Below are 19,062 nucleotides of genomic sequence, written 5' to 3'. Positions count from 1 at the left end.
TTTTGTCTGAGACCTTGGTTTGCATATCTTGAAAAACTCCCCAGTTTTTCTTTCTAAGATACGAAAAATCAAGGTCTTTTCAAAATATTAAAAAAACTTATATTCAAATAATTATATCAATTTAGTGCCTCTTTTTGTCATGTACTATGGACAAAAGTGACAAAAGTAACAGTTTTTCCGTGAACTTATTTCTCCTCTTGATTGATAACCATTTCCCAGTTCGACATGGTAGACCGCATCTTATTATAATTGCCGACTGACGATTGATCCTTACATTTATAGATAAAATAACCCGAATTACTGTTATTAAAGAAGTTTGTGATTTACATATATACATTATCTTTGTAACTTAAATTTTTGAATTATACGGAATGATAAAAAGATTACTCTGTATTATATTGATCTTTTACATCGGTATATTACATCTAAGTGCACAACAAATACAATTGTCTGATTCCGCTAAAGTGAGCCTCTTAACCAGTGCTCCCTGGGAAAAAGAAATTTACGCTTTGTTCGGGCACACCGCTATAAGAATACAAGACCCTGTTAATCAGTTTGATTTGGTATTCAATTACGGGTTATTCAGCTTTGATACTCCCAACTTTATGCTTCGGTTTATAAAAGGAGAAACGGATTATATGGTTGGAGCCGAAAACTTCAACAGGTACATAAGTGAATATAAATCGAGAGGTGTTGGCATTACAGAACAAGTATTTAACTTAACCCGACAAGAAAAACAAGCTATATTTGACGCATTAGTTATAAACAGTTTACCCGAAAACAGAGTATATAGATACAATTACTTTTATGATAACTGCTCAACACGCCCTAGAGATATAATTGAAAATAATATTCAGGGAACAATTATTTATACGCCAACACTAGAGAAGCAAACCTACCGGGATTTAGTTCACGAATGTGTTTGTATACAACCTTGGGTGCGTTTTGGTATTGATTTAGTCATTGGTGCTGACGCTGATAAAGAAATAACAGACCGACAAAAAGATTTTCTACCTTCATATTTAATGAGAGCGTATTATGGTGCAACTATTAAGAATACAGATGGAACTAGTCGTCCTTTATTAGAAGGATTAAATAAAATGCTTCCCTCAGGTAAAAATCTGTTGTTTAATTTTATAGATCCACCTTTAGCTATAGGCTGCCTCTTATTAGTTATAACATTAATAATCTCATTCTTATCTTATAAGAAAAACTATATTATACTAAGCAAAATATTCGATACACTTTTATTTGCCATAGCAGGTATTGCAGGAAGCATTATATTCTTTCTGATGTTCTTTTCAGTACACCCTTGCACCAATCCGAACTGGAATATTATCTGGTTAAATCCGCTTCAATTGATACTCGCATTTTTCTTTTTAATAAAATTCTTCTCAAAATATGTGTACTACTATCATTTTATTAACTTTGTAGCCTTGATACTGCTGCTTTTGGCTTGGTTTTTGATACCACAGTATTTGGAATTAGCATTTCTCCCATACGTTCTTTCACTATGTGTAAGGTCGGGAACTAATGTATTACAATATAAAAATAGATCTTAGTTCTCTATTTATTAATCAATTACAAACGGTAGAGTAACAATAAAAGATTAGTCAGATAGTTTAATGATAAGAATAATAACATCCCTTGTAGCTGTACTGACAGTAACATCTATACAATCGCAAACGACTTTGAGAGAAACTCCAAAGTTGGTGATTGGCATAACTATTGACCAGTTACGGGCTGATTATCTCGAATTATTTCAGCATACTTTCTCTGAAAGAGGGTTCAAAAGACTTTTAAACGAAGGTTTGGTGTATCAGAATATGGTATTCGATTTTCCAAATCTGAATGAAGCCTCTTCCATAGCTACCATATACACAGGAACCAATCCTTCTCATCACGGAATAATTTACAGCAAAAGATTTTTACCTGACAGAAATTCAGAAGTTTCTATTTTTGAAGACAACTCTTTCTTGGGAAATTACACCAAAGAAAAGTTATCTCCTTCCGCTTTACGTGTAGGAACTATTACTGATGAATTGAAAATTGCTTCTAAAGGAAGATCAGACGTATACAGTTTTGCCCCAAATTCGTTTCAAGCCCTTATTTCAGCAGGACATGGAGCAAACGGTGCTTATTGGATCGAAGATTATTCGGGAAAATGGGCAACTTCAACTTATTTTAAAGATTTTGACTGGAGTGTAGAACAGGTAAACAGATCAAATATATATCCGAACCGTATAAACACGCTTGTTTGGCAACCATTACTTAGTACTGATAAGTATAACTTATTTCCATATGGAAGCGAAGCCGTTAGTTTTAGTAATAAACTGATCAGCAGCGATAATTCTTTCCAGTTATTTAAAGAATCTCCATTTGTCAACGAAAATATCACCAAGACAGCCATAGCATTGATGCAGAAAGCTGACATGGGAAAACGTTCACGTCCTGATTTTTTAGCTCTTACCTATTATGCCGGTAATTTTTCAGCATCAACAGATGGCGAATACTCTTACGAAATACAAGATACATATGCTCGTTTGGACAGAGAAATAGCCACACTCTTAGATCAGGTCGAAAAAACCGTTGGTCTTCAGAATACGCTAATTTTTGTTACATCCACAGGATATTACAGTTCGAACATTGTCAATACCAATAATATACAGGCATCAGCAGGTATATTTTATACCAACAGATGCGAAGCTCTGCTAAATATGTATCTGATGGCTATTTACGGTAAAGAGCAATGGGTTGAAAAATACCATAACCAACAAATATACTTGAACCGTAAGCTGATAGAGAGCAAAAATATCAGTTTGGAAGAAATACAGAATAAAGCCGCCGAATTTGTTGTACAATTTACAGGAGTACAAGATGCTACGACATCTATACAACTCCTTACCGGAAAGGCTGATTCAAATATGTTGGCTTACCGCAATACCCTAGACAGGGATGCTTCAGGAGATATTATCATACAGATACATCCGGGGTATCAGATTGTGAATGAACAAAATGCATCGTCCATAAAACAAATACAACGGGAAACAGCTATAGTTTCTCCTGTAATTTTCTTTGGTTTTAATACAAAACCCGAGAAAATAAAAAGAACAATAAAAGCAACAGAGATAGCACCGACAGTATGCCGCATATTACGCATACGCTCTCCTAATGCAGCAAAAGACCAACCTTTACCCGAGTTTCTTTAAGACAATAGAACTCCAAGATAAAAACTGAAAAATAATAACAAACAATATATATGGGATTTAATGATATTCTGGCCAAACTTTTTGGCAATAAATCAACAAGGGATGCAAAGCAGATCACTCCTTATGTGGAAAAGATAAAAGCTGCATATCCAGCTATAGAAGCTCTTTCGCATGACGAATTAAGAGCAAAAACTGTAGAACTCAAACAGAGAATACAAGATTTTGTTTCAGTAGAGAAAAATAAAATAACTGAACTGAAAGCTGGGATTGAAGATATTGAGATTGATCAAAGAGAAGATATCTGGGCTGAGATAGACAAACTAGAAAAGGAAATTACAGATAAATACGAAGTTATATTAGAGCAAATCATGCCGGAGGCATTCTCTGTGGTAAAAGATACAGCTCGCCGCTTTACTCAAAACGAAGAAATTGTAGTTACTGCAACAGATTTTGACAGAGAATTAGCTGAAACAAAGGATTTCGTACGTATCGAAGGTGATAAAGCAATTTATCAAAACCATTGGGTAGCCGGAGGTAACGAAATCACATGGGATATGATCCACTATGATGTTCAGTTATTTGGGGGGGTGGTTCTTCATAAAGGTAAGATTGCTGAAATGGCAACAGGAGAAGGTAAAACTTTAGTAGGTACACTCCCTGTTTTTCTAAATGCTCTTACAGGAAATGGAGTTCATCTGGTTACAGTGAATGACTATTTGGCTCGACGTGACTCTGAATGGATGGGACCATTGTATATGTTCAACGGATTATCTGTAGAATGTATCGATAAACACCAACCAAACTCAGAAGGTCGTCGCAAAGCATATCAAGCCGACATTACATTTGGTACAAACAACGAATTTGGTTTTGACTACCTTCGTGATAATATGGCTATCAGCCCGTCTGACTTGGTACAACGTAAACACAATTATGCGATTGTCGATGAAGTTGACTCGGTATTGATTGATGATGCCCGTACTCCTCTTATTATCTCGGGTCCGATACCAAAAGGTGAAGTACAGATGTTTGACGAATTTCGCCCTCGTGTCGAAATTATTGTAAAAACACAAAGAGATCTTTGTACTAAACTTTTAGCGGAAGCTAAATCGAAAATGTCGTCTTCTGATTCTAAAGAGCAAGAAGAAGGTGCACTTTTATTATACAGATCATACAAAGGTTTACCTAAAAATAAACCACTTATCAAATTTTTAAGTGAACCCGGTATTAAATCGGCTATGCTTAAAACCGAAGAACATTACATGTCTGAGCAATTGCGTAATATGCATATTGTTACTGACGAATTGTACTTCGTTATTGATGAAAAAAACAACAGCATCGAATTAACAGATAAAGGTATTGACCTTTTAACCGGAAATTCTGACGATCCACTTTTCTTCGTTCTTCCTGATATTGGTGCGCAAATGGCAGAAATAGAAAATGCCAACACTACGGATGAACAAAAAGCAGAGCAAAAAGATGAATTGATGCAAAACTACAGTGTCAAATCAGAACGTGTTCATACAGTGAATCAATTACTTAAAGCATATACTTTATTTGAGAAAGACGACCAGTATGTTGTTATTGACAATAAAGTAATGATTGTTGATGAGCAAACAGGTCGTATTATGGACGGTCGCCGTTATTCTGACGGTCTGCATCAAGCAATAGAATCTAAAGAACATGTGAAGGTGGAAGCTGCAACTCAAACTTTTGCAACTATTACCCTTCAAAATTATTTCCGTATGTACAACAAACTGTCAGGTATGACAGGTACAGCAGAAACAGAAGCAGGCGAATTATGGGATATCTACAAATTAGATGTTGTAGTAATCCCTACTAACCGTCCAATCTCCCGTTCAGATATGAATGATCGTATTTATAAAACGAAACGTGAGAAATATGCTGCTGTTATACAGGAAGTTGAAGACCTTACATCTAAAGGACGCCCTGTTCTTGTAGGTACAACTTCTGTAGAAATTTCGGAATTATTAAGTAGAATGCTTACTCAACGTAAGATCAAACATAATGTACTGAATGCAAAACTGCATCAAAAAGAAGCTGAGATTGTTGCTATGGCGGGACAAACCAGTGCAGTAACTATTGCAACCAATATGGCAGGTCGTGGTACCGACATTAAACTATCTCCGGAAGTTAAAGCTGCAGGTGGTTTGGCAATTCTCGGAACTGAAAGACACGAATCACGCCGTGTTGACCGTCAGCTACGTGGTCGTGCAGGTCGTCAGGGTGATCCGGGATCTTCTGTATTCTTTGTTTCTCTTGAAGACCAATTGATGCGTCTGTTTGCTACTGAGCGTATTGCCAGTCTTATGGACAGAATGGGATTCAAAGAAGGAGAAGTTCTAGAACACAATATGTTGAGCAAATCGGTAGAGCGTGCTCAGAAAAAAGTGGAAGAAAATAACTTTGGTATCCGTAAACGTCTGCTCGAATATGATGATGTAATGAACTCGCAACGCGAAGTTATTTACAAACGTCGTCGTCATGCTCTTATGGGAGAACGTATCGGTATAGACATTATCAATATGCTTTTCGATTCGGCAAACTCTATCACAGAACAATATGCAGAAACCCAAGACTATGAAGGCTTAAAAATTGAGATTCTTCGTGTATTGGCTATGGAATGCCCTGTAGATGAATCTACATTCAGATCTGCCAGACCTGAGAAGCTTGTAGATTTAGTGTATGAGCATGCTGTGAAGAACTTTAAACACAGAATGGACAGATTGGCTGAAATAGCAAATCCTGTAATCAAGGATGTATACGAAAACCAAGGAGGCAACTTCGAAAATATATTAATTCCAATTACTGACGGCAAACGTATCTATAACGTTACCTGTAACCTAAAAGAAGCATACGAAACCGGTTCTAAAGGGGTTATTAAATCTTTTGAAAAATCTATTCTTCTGCATACCATTGATGAACAATGGAAAGAACATTTGCGCGAAATGGATGAGCTGCGTCATTCTGTACAAAATGCAAGTTATGAGCAAAAAGATCCTCTATTGATTTATAAACTCGAATCTTTCAGTTTATTTAAAACAATGGTTGACAGCATCAATAAAAAAGCCGTAGCTATTTTAATGCGTGGTCAAATACCAGTTCGTCAATCAGAAGAAGTACAGGAAGCTAAAGTTGAAGAAAAGACCGATTTTAGCAAATACAAAACAGAGAAAGAAGATATAGACGAAGAACAAGCGCCAAAAGAAGAGAATAAGAAACCTAAACAAGCTCCAATCAGAGTAGAAAAAAAATTAGGTAGAAATGATCCTTGCTTCTGTGGAAGTGGCAAAAAATACAAAAACTGTCATGGACAAGACGAAGATTAATCACTAAGTTATCTTCTGGGACATATAAGAGTCTTATATTGCTAAAAATAAGCAATATAAGACTCTTCTCTTTTTTGCTACAATCTTTATCAACAGCCATTAGTTTGTGTCAAAATGTTTCCAAAATTGAAAGTTTTTTTGTAATTTAGCAGGGTTTTTAAAGTCAGTAGCACCTTATATTAAGGTCTAAGACCTTTTTATTACTTTGGCAAGCAATAACAGTAATGACCTGTTATAATTTGAGAGTATATATCATTAAATACTTTCATTTACTTAAAAGCAAGCAAACAAAAAATAGTATATTAAAAAAAACTTATCTTTAATGATAGATCAGGAAGATAGAATTATTAGAATTAACATCGAGGACGAAATGAAATCAGCATACATTGATTATTCAATGTCTGTTATTGTAGGTCGTGCTTTACCCGATGTTAGAGATGGATTTAAACCCGTACATCGCCGTATTCTTTTTGGAATGAGTGAATTAGGAAACACATCCAATAAGCCTTATAAAAAGTCTGCGAGAATTGTAGGGGAAGTTTTAGGTAAATTCCACCCCCATGGTGATTCATCTGTTTATTTTGCCATGATTCGTATGGCACAAGAATGGAGCGTACGCTATCTATTGGTGGATGGTCAAGGTAATATGGGTAGTGTAGATGGTGATATGCCTGCAGCTATGCGTTATACTGAGGCTCGTCTTAGTAAACTTGCCGAAGAAATGCTTAAGGATATAGACAAAGATACGGTTGACTTTCAACTGAACTTTGATGATACCTTAAAAGAGCCGACAGTTTTACCAACCCGTATTCCAAACTTGCTTATTAATGGTGCTTCAGGTATTGCTGTAGGTATGGCAACAAATATGCCTCCTCACAATATGGTTGAAGTAATCAATGCAACTATTGCCTATATTGACAATAGAGAAATTGACATTGAAGGCTTGATGGAGCATGTGAAAGCTCCCGACTTCCCAGGAGGAGGTTTTATATATGGTTATCAAGGTGTTAAAGATGCTTTTGAGACCGGACGTGGACGTGTTATTATGCGTGGACGTGCGGAAATTGAAATGGATGGAAACCATGAAAAAATTGTAGTTTCAGAAATTCCATATCAAGTTAATAAAGCTGATTTAATTAAGCATATAGCCGATTTAGTTGGTGATAAAAAGATTGATGGTATAAGTAATGTCAATGACGAGTCGGACCGTGAAGGAATGCGTATCGTGGTTGATATTAAGAGGGATGCCAATGCTAATGTTGTACTAAACAAACTGTATAAACTGACAGCATTACAAAGTTCTTTCAGTGTTAATAACATTGCATTGGTAAAAGGACGCCCACAAATGTTGAATCTGAGAGATATGATTTCGCTGTTTGTAGAACACAGACATGAAGTGGTTATCCGCAGAACAAAATATGATCTTTTAAAAGCCGAAGAAAGAGCTCACATCTTAGAAGGTTTAATTATTGCATCAGATAATATTGATGAAGTAATTGCTATTATACGTGGTTCTAAATCGCCTCAAGAGGCAATAGAAGGACTTATAAACAGATTCCAACTATCAGATGTTCAAGCACGTGCAATTGTTGAAATGCGTCTACGCCAATTAACCGGACTAGAACAAGACAAACTACACAGTGAATATTCTGAGATACAAAAGCTTATAGCCTACCTCAATGAAATCTTGAATGACGAAGCACTTTGTATGCAGGTTATCAAAGATGAATTAGTAGAAATCAGAGATAAATATGGTGATATTCGTCGTAGTGAAATCGTTTATTCGGATATCGAAATGAATCCGGAAGATTTCTATGCTGATGATGAAATGATCATCACAATATCTCATATGGGATACATTAAGCGTACACCACTATCGGAATTTAAAGCTCAGCATAGAGGTGGAGTGGGAGTTAAGGGTTCTGAAACCAGAGACACCGACTTTGTTGAATATATTTATCCTGCATCTATGCACAACTATATGTTGTTCTTTACTCAAAAAGGTAGATGTTATTGGTTGAGAGTATTTGATATACCTGAGGGTAGCAAGAATTCGAAAGGAAGAGCTATTCAGAATATGTTGAATATTGAAGCTGAAGATAAGGTTAATGCATTTATTAGAATTAAGGGTCTTAATGATACTGAATTCGTAAATAATCACTTCCTTGTGTTCTGTACTAAGCAAGGTGTAATTAAGAAAACCAGTTTAGCAGCATACTCAAGACCTCGTCAAAACGGTGTTAATGCTATTACAATTCGTGAAGACGATAAAGTTATCGAAGTATTGATGACTGACGGTAATAGCGAAATATTAATAGCTAATCGTAATGGTAGAGCTATTCGTTTCCACGAATCGGATGTACGCGAAATGGGTCGTACAGCAACAGGAGTACGTGGAATGCGTATAGACGAAGATCCAACAGACGAAGTAATCGGAATGATTGCAATGTCTAAAGATGCTCCGGAAGAAACTATCATGGTTGTGTCTGAACTTGGATACGGAAAACGCACCAGACTGAATGACGAAGATGGAGAGCCTGTATATCGTATAACAAGCCGTGGAGGTAAAGGTGTAAAAACCATGAGTATTACTGAAAAAACAGGTAAACTTGTTTCGATCAGTAATGTTACGGATGAAAATGACTTGATGATCATCAATAAATCGGGTATCACGATTCGAGTTAAGGTTGATAATCTGAGAGTTATGGGACGTGCTACTCAAGGTGTGAAACTGATTAATCTAGGTAAACGTAACGATCAGATAGCGTCTGTTTGTAAGGTAATGTCTGAAAAAGACGAAGATATCATCATCGAGGATGATATAATACTTGATGAATTAAACAATGAGAATAATATATCTTCGAACGAAGACAATTCTGATGAATAACAATAATTATTAAAATTTTAATAAACGATGAAGAAAGTACTTTTGACAGCAACATTGTGCATGGTAGTAGCGCTATCTTTTGCACAAAAAAAGGCGGTAAAAGATGCTAAGAGTGAAATGAACTCGAACAATTTTACTGAAGCTCGAGAACTAATCAAACCGGCACTTACCGATCCTGAAACAGCTAATGATGCTGAAACGTGGAAAGTTGCAGGTGATATTGAAAATAAAGCATTTGATACTCAAAGAACAAACCAAATGCTTCAAAAAGAGTTCAAAGAAGACATCATGTATGATGCTCTATTGAATTCATATGCACCTTATATCAAAGCTGATGAGTTGGGTCAAATACCTGATGAAAAAGGAAAAGTAAAGAACAAATTCAGAAAAGATATATCTGTAACTTTAAGAGCTAATCACCCGTTCTTTATCAATGGTGGTGTTTATTATAATGATAAACAAGATTATAGTAAAGCATCTATCTTCTTTGAAAAGTATTGGGAGTTGCCTTCTTTGAAAATATTTGCTGATGATAAGGATAAAATAAATACTAATGATAGTACATTTCAAACTATCAAGTATTATGCTGTTATCACTGCGATTCAAGCTAAAGAAGATCAAAGAGCCATTGAACTGTTAAGCAGAATACTTTCTGAACCTTTTACTCCTAACAGTACATACAAAGAAAGTGACGTGTATGAGCTTTTAGCCAGCGAATACGAAAACACTAAAGACAGTGTGAACTTTGTAAAAACACTGGAGCTTGCTGCTGCTAAATTCCCTGATAACAAATACTTTATGCCTAATCTGATCAATCAATATATAAAGGCCGGTAAATCAGAAGAAGCTATTGCGTATTTAGATAAAGCTATTGCTAATAATCCTGAAGGATCATGCGATATGTATAGCGTAAAGGCGTCATTATTTGCTGAGAAAAAAGACTTTGTAACTGCAGATGCTACATACCAAGCTGCCATAAGTAAAGATGCTGCTTGCGAAAGGGCTCTTGAAGGTTTAGCTGTATCTTATATTGTACAAGCACAAAATTTAAAAGAAGAAGCCGGTAATGTTTCTTCAGCCAAAGAAAGAGCTGAATTAGATGATAAGGCTAAAGCCTTATATACTAAAGCTGTTCCATTATTGGAAAAGTATAAATCAGTATTGGAAGGTCGTTCTGCTGACGAGTTAGAAATTAAATCAATGTTGGTAAAATTGCAAAACGTATACTATAATCTAAACATGGAGAAAGAATACGAAGCTATGAGTGCAGAACTTGAAAAATATAAGTATTAATTAATAGACTAACTTAGTTTTATTAATTATAAGAGGTTGTCCCATTGGACAACCTCTTATTTTCTTATGAAGGTCTTATTTTTGCTCTTTACTGCGAATACATAAAAGTTATATAATTACCATTATGTTTAATTGTTCTTTTATTAATTAATGAGTCAGGTAATAATCAATCAAACACTCCTATTCAAAGTATAGTGAACTAAAGTATTATGTTAAAGAATATACTCTGTCGATACAGACTTAGAAACAATCTATATAAATATGGCAGCGATATTCAAACAAATGTGGAATAGATTTGTTTAATTTGTATAATGCTTAATTAAAAACAAAAAGTATATGACTACGATTATCTCTTACTTTCTTATAACTTTACTTAGTTTTAATTTAAACGTAGAGGATCAAACAAATAATAATAACGATAATAAAAGTACAGAAGCTATGAAATTTGAAATGCCTAAGTTGCCATATGCAACAAATGCCTTAGAGCCAGTTATCAGTCAACAAACTGTAGAACTACATTATGGTAAACACCTTCAAACGTATGTAAACAATCTGAATAATTTGGTACCGGGAACTAAATTCGAAAACTCAGATCTTATTACTATAATAAAGGAAAGTGACGGAGCTATCTTTAATAATGCAGGTCAGATTTTGAATCACGATCTATATTTCGCTTCATTTACAACTCCCGGAACAGGTGGTTCTCCCAAAGGAAAATTAGCTGAAGCTATTACTGCTAAATTCGGTTCGTTTGAAAACTTCCAAAAGGAATTCAATACAGCTGGAGCTGGCCTATTCGGATCTGGTTGGGTGTGGTTAGCTAAAGATGCTAGCGGCAATCTATCTATCGAAAAAGAACCTAACGGTAGCAATCCTGTTGTAAAAGGTTTAACTCCAATTTTAGGAATTGACGTTTGGGAACATGCATATTACTTGGATTACCAAAACCGTCGTGCTGATCACTTAGCTGAAGTTTGGAAAATCATCAATTGGGATGTAGTTAGTGCACGTTACTAATCAAAACTCATAAATTTAACAAAAGCAGTCTTATATAATAAGACTGCTTTTGTTTTTTTAACAGAAGTCCCCTACTCTCTTTTAATTCTTAATATATGCAGGTTATATCTGTTATCAAAGCGGAACTTACAACCTTCTCTTGAGTTAGATTATTAACTTGTTCAGGTCTATCCAATTCCTGCGGTGAAGGTGGTATAAAAGAGCTTTTTGAGCCCTTGATTGATACCAGACGAGCTTTAGAATCAATTGATATATTTGCATACAAAGCACTTCTATACGGGACTGTATAAGGTAAAGCGGAACGTGTTTGATAAACTGATTCAGGGAAACGCGTTCTATCAGCATATCTTTCGCCAACCCATACATAGCTCGCGCTATTAATCTGCATATAATTTATTCCATCTCTAATTGTATGATTATCTATATGATTATGACCACTTAATACACCTACAATAGTTGCACCAGCTAACTTTGCATTATCTAAAACTCCTCTTAGAGCCACAAAACTCTCATTATCATCAAATGTTCCATCAACAGGTGCATGAGTAAACAAAATAATCTGTTTACTTCTGTCTTTTAATAAGGTTTCCAACCAATCTAATTGTTTAGATGATATTCTGTCATTCTTCTTTCCGTAATAATTAGAATCGGCATAATCTATCGTTTCGCCATCAGCATCAATAAAGTAATTAGTATCCAGAACTATAAAACGAAATATGCCTTTATCGAAATAGTAATAAGGAGCTTTCATCCTTAGATATTCAATATATTCTTCTTTTGTACCAATATCCATATCATGATTTCCCAACACAGAATATTTTTCCATTGGATAATTAAGCCAGAAGTCCACAAAAATTTTATTATCAGGTTTTTGCATAGCGAAATCTCCTAATTGAATGATAAATTGTGATGAATTTTTCTCCGCTGCTTCAAATATATCCCTCAGGCGTATATCTGCATCATTTATTATATCCTGATGGATATCTGTAAACAGAGTAAAATTAACAGCCTCTTGCCCTTTTAAAAATGGAGAAAATAATAAGGATAAAATTAAAATTCGTGTGTACATAGTAATGTGAGATTTATTGGGTTAAAAAGATAAATTACTAAGGTAGCTCATCATGATATATCAATAATACAAATTAGAAACGAAATACCCCCCTCAAATAATAAAGAATAATACAATTCCCTACTCTATCCTATTCTTTTTAACTATTACAGTGTCTAGTTGTGTCTTATTCTTTTATATCTTTGCCCACTGATCTAGGGGTGCCCAAAAGGCTGAGATTATACCCATATAACCTGATCCGGGTAATGCCGGCGTAGGGAAATAGATATGCTTCGTGCACAATGCATACTACTTCACAATAAGGTAAACTTCTCTTATCCCCTTTTTTATTTATTAAGCCCGATGAAATGTTCTGCATTTTATCACTAATCATTATTATTTAAATGAAAAAGGAAATATTATCTATCACTATTTTTCTATCCAGTATTTCTCTATTCTCTGAGGAAATAGAAATTCCAATTCCAGACAGCCTGAAACAAGTAAATCTAAGTGAGATTATTGTATCGGCAACCCGAGTTAACGAACGTGCTCCCATCGCATTTTCAAATATCAGCTCTATAAAAATAAAAGAAAACAATGCAGCAAGGAATATTCCCTATATTCTGGAAACAATGCCTTCTGTAGTTGCTTTTTCGGAAGATGGCTCGGGAGTAGGAAACACCTCTCTCCGAATACGAGGCACAGATGCCACCCGTATCAATGTAACTCTGAACGGAATGCCTCTCAATAATCCTGAAAGTCAGGAAGTATATTGGGTAAACATCCCCGATATATCTAATTCTCTGCAAAGCATTCAGGTACAACGTGGTGTGGGGTCTTCAACTAACGGAGCAGGAGCCTTTGGAGCCAGTATATCCATGAAAAGCCAAGGAGCAAAGCCCGAAGCATACGGTGAAGCATCGACTGCTATCGGTAGTTATAATACCTTTGTTTCTACTATTGCAGCAGGAAGTGGTATTTTGAAAAATGGACTTTCTCTTGATGCCCGTTATTCCCGTGTAACAGGAGACGGATATATCCGTAATGGCAAAGTAGATCATCACTCTGCATATGCTGCACTATCTTATTATACAGATAATCAACTATTAAAATTAAGCTACATTAATGGTATTCAGCATACAGGTATCACATGGGAAGGAATTAGTCCTGAACAGATCAAAATAGACCGAAGATACAATACTGCCGGCAGATTTTATGATGCTTCGGGGAATGTAAAATATTATGATAATGAAACAGATAATTATTATTCTAACATAGTACAGCTAACCTATTCTAATACTTTGAGTGATCAATTGTCATTAAATGTAGGATTTAACTATAATCATGGATATGGATACTATGAGAATTATAAAATGGATCAGAAATTCAAGAAATTTGGTTTAGATCCTCAGGCTGTGAATGACTCCTTATATAAGTCTTCTGATATTATCAGACAAAAACTGATGAAAAATGATTTTTACACAGGCAATATTACTTTAAATTACACTACGGATCAATTAGGTTTGGTTGGGGGTGTTATGGTATCTTCCTTTGCAGGAGATCATTATGGTCAGCTTAGATGGGCTAATTTCAACCAAAATATTCCAACCAATTTTGAATGGTATCGCAATGATGCAAACAAGAAAGAGTTTAATATCTTCACTAAGGGATCCTATAGAGTAACCGATCGTTTTTCTTTATTCGGAGATCTTCAATACCGATATATCGATTATAGAATGAAAGGCATTGATGATGACTTGCAAAATATAACCAACAATAATTATTTTAGCTTCTTCAACCCGAAAGGCGGGCTTTCTTATACCTTTGATAGCAAAAACGAAGTGTATGCGTCATTATCTTTTGCTCAACGCGAACCTTTACGGACAGATATAAAAGAATCTGTAAAGGGAGATAGCCATCAACGAATCAAACCTGAACAAATGCTTGATTACGAATTAGGGTATAGATATGCATCGGGAGGGGCTTCCTTTAATGCCAATATCTATTATATGAAATATAAAGATCAGATGGTTCAAACAGGTAAATTAAACGATGTTGGCTATAAACTGATGGAAAATGTACCTGACAGTTATCGTTTAGGTTTAGAACTGATCGGAGCTTATCAAGTTGCGGAATGGATTCGTTTAGATGCTAATCTAACGATAAGCAGAAACAAAATTAAAGACTATACTGCCTATTTCGATTTGTATGACAATCAAACCGATTGGAATTTGGTAGGTCAAACCTCTGAGCATTTCAAATCTACAGATATTTCTTTCTCTCCCAATGTTGTGGGCAGTGGAGTAATTACTGTTACACCTTACAAAAAATTGTCTATTGCCCTTATCAATAAATATGTTGGAAAACAATATTATGACAATACCTCTAATAAAGAGAATCAATTAGCTGATTATTTTGTAAGCAATCTGGCTATCGGATATACATTCAAAACTCAAAAAATGGGAGAAATTGATCTTCAATTCTTTGTAAACAATATATTTAATAAAGAATATGTAGCTAATGCATGGGTATCTACCGATAAGTTTGAGGATAATACACAGGTTGTATATACAGGATTATTTCCTCAAGCACCTCTCAATATAATGGCTAAATTGGGTATCAGATTTTAAGGTATCAGACCTTTTTGTTACTTTGGCAGGTAAAACAACAATAACCTGTTACAATTTGAGAGTATATCATTAAATACTTCCATTTATTTAAAATGAGACATATCATAGATTTTATTGAATTAAATTGGGTAGAGATTATAGGAGCCATCGTTGGGCTACTATATCTCTATTACGAATATAAAGCCGATCTCAAAATGTGGCCGGCAGGTATTATTATGTCCTCTTTTTATACGTTTGTATTTATACATGCCGGATTCTACGCGTTTGCCTCTATTAATATATACTATATCTTGGCAGGAATATACGGATGGATAAAATGGCATAAGCCTTCCAGTGAAGACGCCGGTGTAACTAACGAAGTAGGACTGCTACACACCCCTACCCGATTATTTCTGCCTCTTACTGTAGCCGCGATTATTATCTTTGGCATTATTGTATTTGTTTTACAAACTTATACCGATAGTGGAGTCGTATATGGCGATAGTTTTGTTACTACAATTAGCATTGTAGCCATGTGGATGCTCGCTCAGAAGTATGTTGAACAATGGCTTTTACTCATTGTTATAAACATTGTATCTGTTTTTTTATACTTATATCAGGACTTATACCCAACTTCTGTTATGTACCTTGTTTACAGTATAGTTTCTGTATTCGGATACCTAAGATGGAGAAAGATGATAACAAACAAAATAAATGAAAACATATAAATACCCTACTGCATCAACTAAAGCCGATGCCATAATATTGGCTGATGGAGAATTCCCTACTCATGATGTAGCCCTTTCTATTTTGCATAATAATCGCTATATTGTATGTTGTGATGGTGCTATTGATACACTTTCTCAAACTAAGGTTACACCTCAGGCTATTGTAGGTGACTGCGATTCGTTATCTGAAAAAAACAGAATGAAGTATCAGGATATTATTATCCAAATTGAGGAACAGGAGACTAACGATCTTACAAAATCAGTACAATATTGCTCCGATCAAGACAAGAAACACCTAATCATTCTGGGAGGAACGGGTAAAAGAGAAGACCATTGCATTGCTAATATCGGTTTATTAGCTGATTATATAGAATATATCGATGATATATGTATGATCACCAATTATGGCGTATTTAATGCTATTAACACTTCAAGTGTTTTTGAAACCTATCCCGGTCAGCAAATTTCCATATTTTGTATTGCACCTTGTGAGGTAACAACATATGATTTGAAATATCCGATACATAAAAGAGTATTTACCAATTGGTGGCAGGCAACATTAAATGAGGCTGAAAACCATACTTTTACAATAAAAACTACAGGAAAATTAGTTGTATTCAGGGCTTTCTGACATTGCAACATAGCCTTAATTTTAAAATTGATAAAGCCTGATATAGCTGTATTTTAGCCTTTACAGTATTTTTATTAACGATAAAAAAGCAATATCTTTGTCTCACATTAATATTGATGTTGTTTATACTACTTAATCAATGGAATTTATACACTTTATTATCGATTTTATCCTTCACATCGACAGACACTTATTGGAACTTGTTGAAAACTATGGCGTATGGGTATATGCTATTCTCTTTTTAATCGTTTTTTGTGAAACTGGTTTGGTGGTAACTCCATTCTTACCGGGAGATTCTCTCCTATTTGTAGCAGGAGCTCTCGCAGCATCCAATGTTACCGGCGATTTTAACATTATCATTCTAAATATAATACTCATCACAGCTGCTATTTTGGGCGATGGAGTAAACTATACAATTGGGCGTTTCTTTGGAGAGAAACTCTTTAGCAATCCCGATTCCAAGATATTTAAACAAAGCTATTTAGAGAAAACCCATCAATTCTACGAAAAGCACGGAGGTAAGACAATCATCTTAGCCCGCTTCGTTCCAATCGTTCGTACATTCGCTCCTTTCGTTGCAGGAATGGGACACATGGGATATAAACATTTCGCAGCATATAATGTTATAGGAGGTGTAATATGGGTTGTGTTATTTACACTTTTAGGTTATTTCGTAGGTACTATTGAGTGGGTACAACAAAATCTTAAACTACTAATGGTAGCGATTATATTTCTTTCGATTGTACCGGCTATCGTTGAAGTAATCAGAGAAAGAGCTAAGAGCAAAAAAGAAGCTTAAAACAAGCATTCTGCATAACTCATTTATTTAAAGTAATTAAAATATTTACTGTCACATTCAAAAATCATAACTAGCGGTTACTTAGTATGTTTGAATAGACACCAAATAGGTCTGAGACCTTAACTATAAAATAAATGGAAGCAATAGCAAATATACCTGACTGTCAGTCAAAAAAAAGAATCGTTATAATCGGAGGTGGTTTTGCCGGCTTGGAAATAGCTCGTAAAATCGATTCGGCTTATTATCAGGTTGTATTAATTGATAAAGTAAATTACTATCAGTTTCAGCCTTTGATGTATCAGGTAGCAACTGGAGGTTTAGAGCCCAGTTCTATATCCTATCCGCATCGAAAAACATTTCAAAGAAAGAAAGATTTTCACTTTAGAACTTGTTATGCAAAACAGGTTTTAGCCGATGAAAAGATCATTGAAACCAGTATTGGGTCTATAAAATACGATCATCTGATAATAGCAACAGGTTGTGATACCAATTATTTTGGGAATGACAGCCTCAAAGAATCGACATATGCTTTAAAATCTATTTCCGAATCGTTACTGGCTAGAAATAGAATTCTTTTCAGCTTCGAAAAAGCGTTAAGTGCCAGGACGGACGAAAAAGTGCGAGAGTTACTTACTTTCGTTATTGTTGGAGGCGGAGCAACAGGTGTTGAGCTATCGGGAGCTTTGGCGGATATGAAAAAAACAATACTACCTAAGGATTATCCGGAGTTAGACTTTAATAAGATGGAAATACACTTGGTAGATGCTTCTCCACGCTTATTATTTGCAATGTCGGAAGAATCTTCGGCAAAGGCAGAGGAAACATTACGTAACAGAGGTGTTATTATCCATCAGAATATATCCGTAAAGGACTATAATAAACCGTATGTAGAATTATCTAACGGCGAAAAACTCCATTCACACAATGTTTTTTGGGTGGGAGGTGTTAAGCCTAATAGCTTAGCCGGATTGAAAGAAGATTCTTACAACAGAGGCCGTATTCTTGTAGACGAATACAATGAAGTTATCGGTTATAACAATATATATTCTATTGGTGACACATGCTTGCTTATTTCAAACAATTCACCTAAGGGTCATCCACAGGTTGCTCAGGTAGCAATGCAAATGGCAAAAAACTTAGCTAATAATCTTAATCAGGAAGCTAAGGGTTATACCGTAAAAGAGAAATTTTCCTATACAGACAAAGGATCATTAGCTACTATCGGTAGAAATGCAGCCGTAGCAGATATATGGAAACTTCATTTTGGAGGAACCGTTGCATGGTGGTTGTGGCTATGGGTACACATCCTTTCTATTGTAGGAATGAAGAATAAAGTATCTGTTTTTATCGACTGGGTGTGGAGTTATGTTACTTATGATGTTTCGCTTCGCTTATTTATCCGTCCTAAACACGATAAAATGTATGATGAGATAGACGAAAGGGAAAAGAATAATTAAGGTTTATTTACCAAAGCAATAAAAAGGTCTAAGACCT

Annotated in this window: 12 protein-coding genes and 1 riboswitch; of the genes, 11 read left to right on the top strand and 1 reads right to left on the bottom strand. The window is 35.2% G+C overall.

The window, feature by feature from the left end; genetic code table 11:
* The first annotated feature begins 371 nt into the window (after positions 1-371).
* From CLV62_RS17310 to CLV62_RS17285, 6 genes are all read left to right on the top strand, one after another.
* A complete protein-coding gene (locus CLV62_RS17310; RefSeq protein ID WP_110312037.1) occupies positions 372-1,562 on the top strand; it encodes a lipoprotein N-acyltransferase Lnb domain-containing protein in 1,191 nt (396 codons plus the stop codon).
* Positions 1,563-1,625: 63 nt separating this feature from the next.
* Positions 1,626-3,209 (top strand): alkaline phosphatase family protein, encoded by a 1,584-nt coding sequence (locus tag CLV62_RS17305; protein WP_110312036.1) that lies wholly within the window; start codon positions 1,626-1,628, stop codon positions 3,207-3,209.
* A 50-nt stretch (positions 3,210-3,259) separates the two neighbouring features.
* A complete protein-coding gene (gene secA, locus CLV62_RS17300; protein ID WP_110312035.1) occupies positions 3,260-6,556 on the top strand; it encodes a preprotein translocase subunit SecA in 3,297 nt (1,098 codons plus the stop codon).
* 322 nt (positions 6,557-6,878) lie between these two features.
* The gene (gene gyrA / locus CLV62_RS17295) at positions 6,879-9,443 is read left to right on the top strand and encodes a DNA gyrase subunit A (protein ID WP_110312034.1); all 2,565 of its coding nucleotides are present in this window, start codon (positions 6,879-6,881) and stop codon (positions 9,441-9,443) included.
* Positions 9,444-9,470: 27 nt separating this feature from the next.
* On the top strand, positions 9,471-10,736 hold the full coding sequence (locus tag CLV62_RS17290) for a UDP-N-acetylglucosamine--peptide N-acetylglucosaminyltransferase SPINDLY family protein (RefSeq protein ID WP_110312033.1): 1,266 nt from the start codon (positions 9,471-9,473) through the stop codon (positions 10,734-10,736).
* 438 nt (positions 10,737-11,174) lie between these two features.
* Positions 11,175-11,753 carry a superoxide dismutase gene (locus CLV62_RS17285; protein WP_087880175.1) on the top strand — a complete coding sequence of 193 codons (579 nt, stop codon included), beginning with the start codon at positions 11,175-11,177 and terminating at the stop codon, positions 11,751-11,753.
* An 88-nt stretch (positions 11,754-11,841) separates the two neighbouring features.
* Here CLV62_RS17285 and CLV62_RS17280 read toward each other — a convergent pair whose 3' ends face one another.
* Complete coding sequence (locus tag CLV62_RS17280) at positions 11,842-12,822, bottom strand: metallophosphoesterase family protein (protein WP_110312032.1); 981 nt, start codon at positions 12,820-12,822, stop codon at positions 11,842-11,844.
* A gap of 189 nt (positions 12,823-13,011) precedes the next feature.
* Positions 13,012-13,099, top strand: a riboswitch (TPP riboswitch).
* Between the two features lie 106 nt (positions 13,100-13,205).
* On the opposite strand from CLV62_RS17280, the gene CLV62_RS17275 reads away from it, so the two are divergent.
* The 5 genes from CLV62_RS17275 to CLV62_RS17255 all read left to right on the top strand — a co-directional run bounded on the left by CLV62_RS17275 (position 13,206) and on the right by CLV62_RS17255 (position 19,025).
* Positions 13,206-15,431: a TonB-dependent receptor gene (locus CLV62_RS17275; protein WP_110312031.1), complete on the top strand. Its 2,226-nt coding sequence runs from the start codon at positions 13,206-13,208 to the stop codon at positions 15,429-15,431.
* A 92-nt stretch (positions 15,432-15,523) separates the two neighbouring features.
* The gene (pnuC, locus tag CLV62_RS17270) at positions 15,524-16,138 is read left to right on the top strand and encodes a nicotinamide riboside transporter PnuC (RefSeq protein ID WP_110312030.1); all 615 of its coding nucleotides are present in this window, start codon (positions 15,524-15,526) and stop codon (positions 16,136-16,138) included.
* Entirely contained in the window at positions 16,125-16,769 is a 645-nt protein-coding gene (locus CLV62_RS17265) for a thiamine diphosphokinase (RefSeq protein ID WP_110312029.1), read from the top strand. Before pnuC ends, CLV62_RS17265 begins: the two co-directional genes overlap by 14 nt.
* Before the next feature lie 148 nt (positions 16,770-16,917).
* Entirely contained in the window at positions 16,918-17,568 is a 651-nt protein-coding gene (locus tag CLV62_RS17260; RefSeq protein ID WP_221409254.1) for a DedA family protein, read from the top strand.
* Positions 17,569-17,702: 134 nt separating this feature from the next.
* A complete protein-coding gene (locus CLV62_RS17255; protein ID WP_110312027.1) occupies positions 17,703-19,025 on the top strand; it encodes an NAD(P)/FAD-dependent oxidoreductase in 1,323 nt (440 codons plus the stop codon).
* The last annotated feature ends 37 nt before the right edge of the window (positions 19,026-19,062 follow it).

Source organism: Indolivaga alginatilytica (assembly GCF_003201355.1).
Lineage (GTDB): Bacteria > Bacteroidota > Bacteroidia > Bacteroidales > Dysgonomonadaceae > Dysgonomonas_A > Dysgonomonas_A alginatilytica.
Note: the sequence above shows the minus strand (reverse complement) of the source record. Positions and strands in the feature narration are given on the sequence as shown.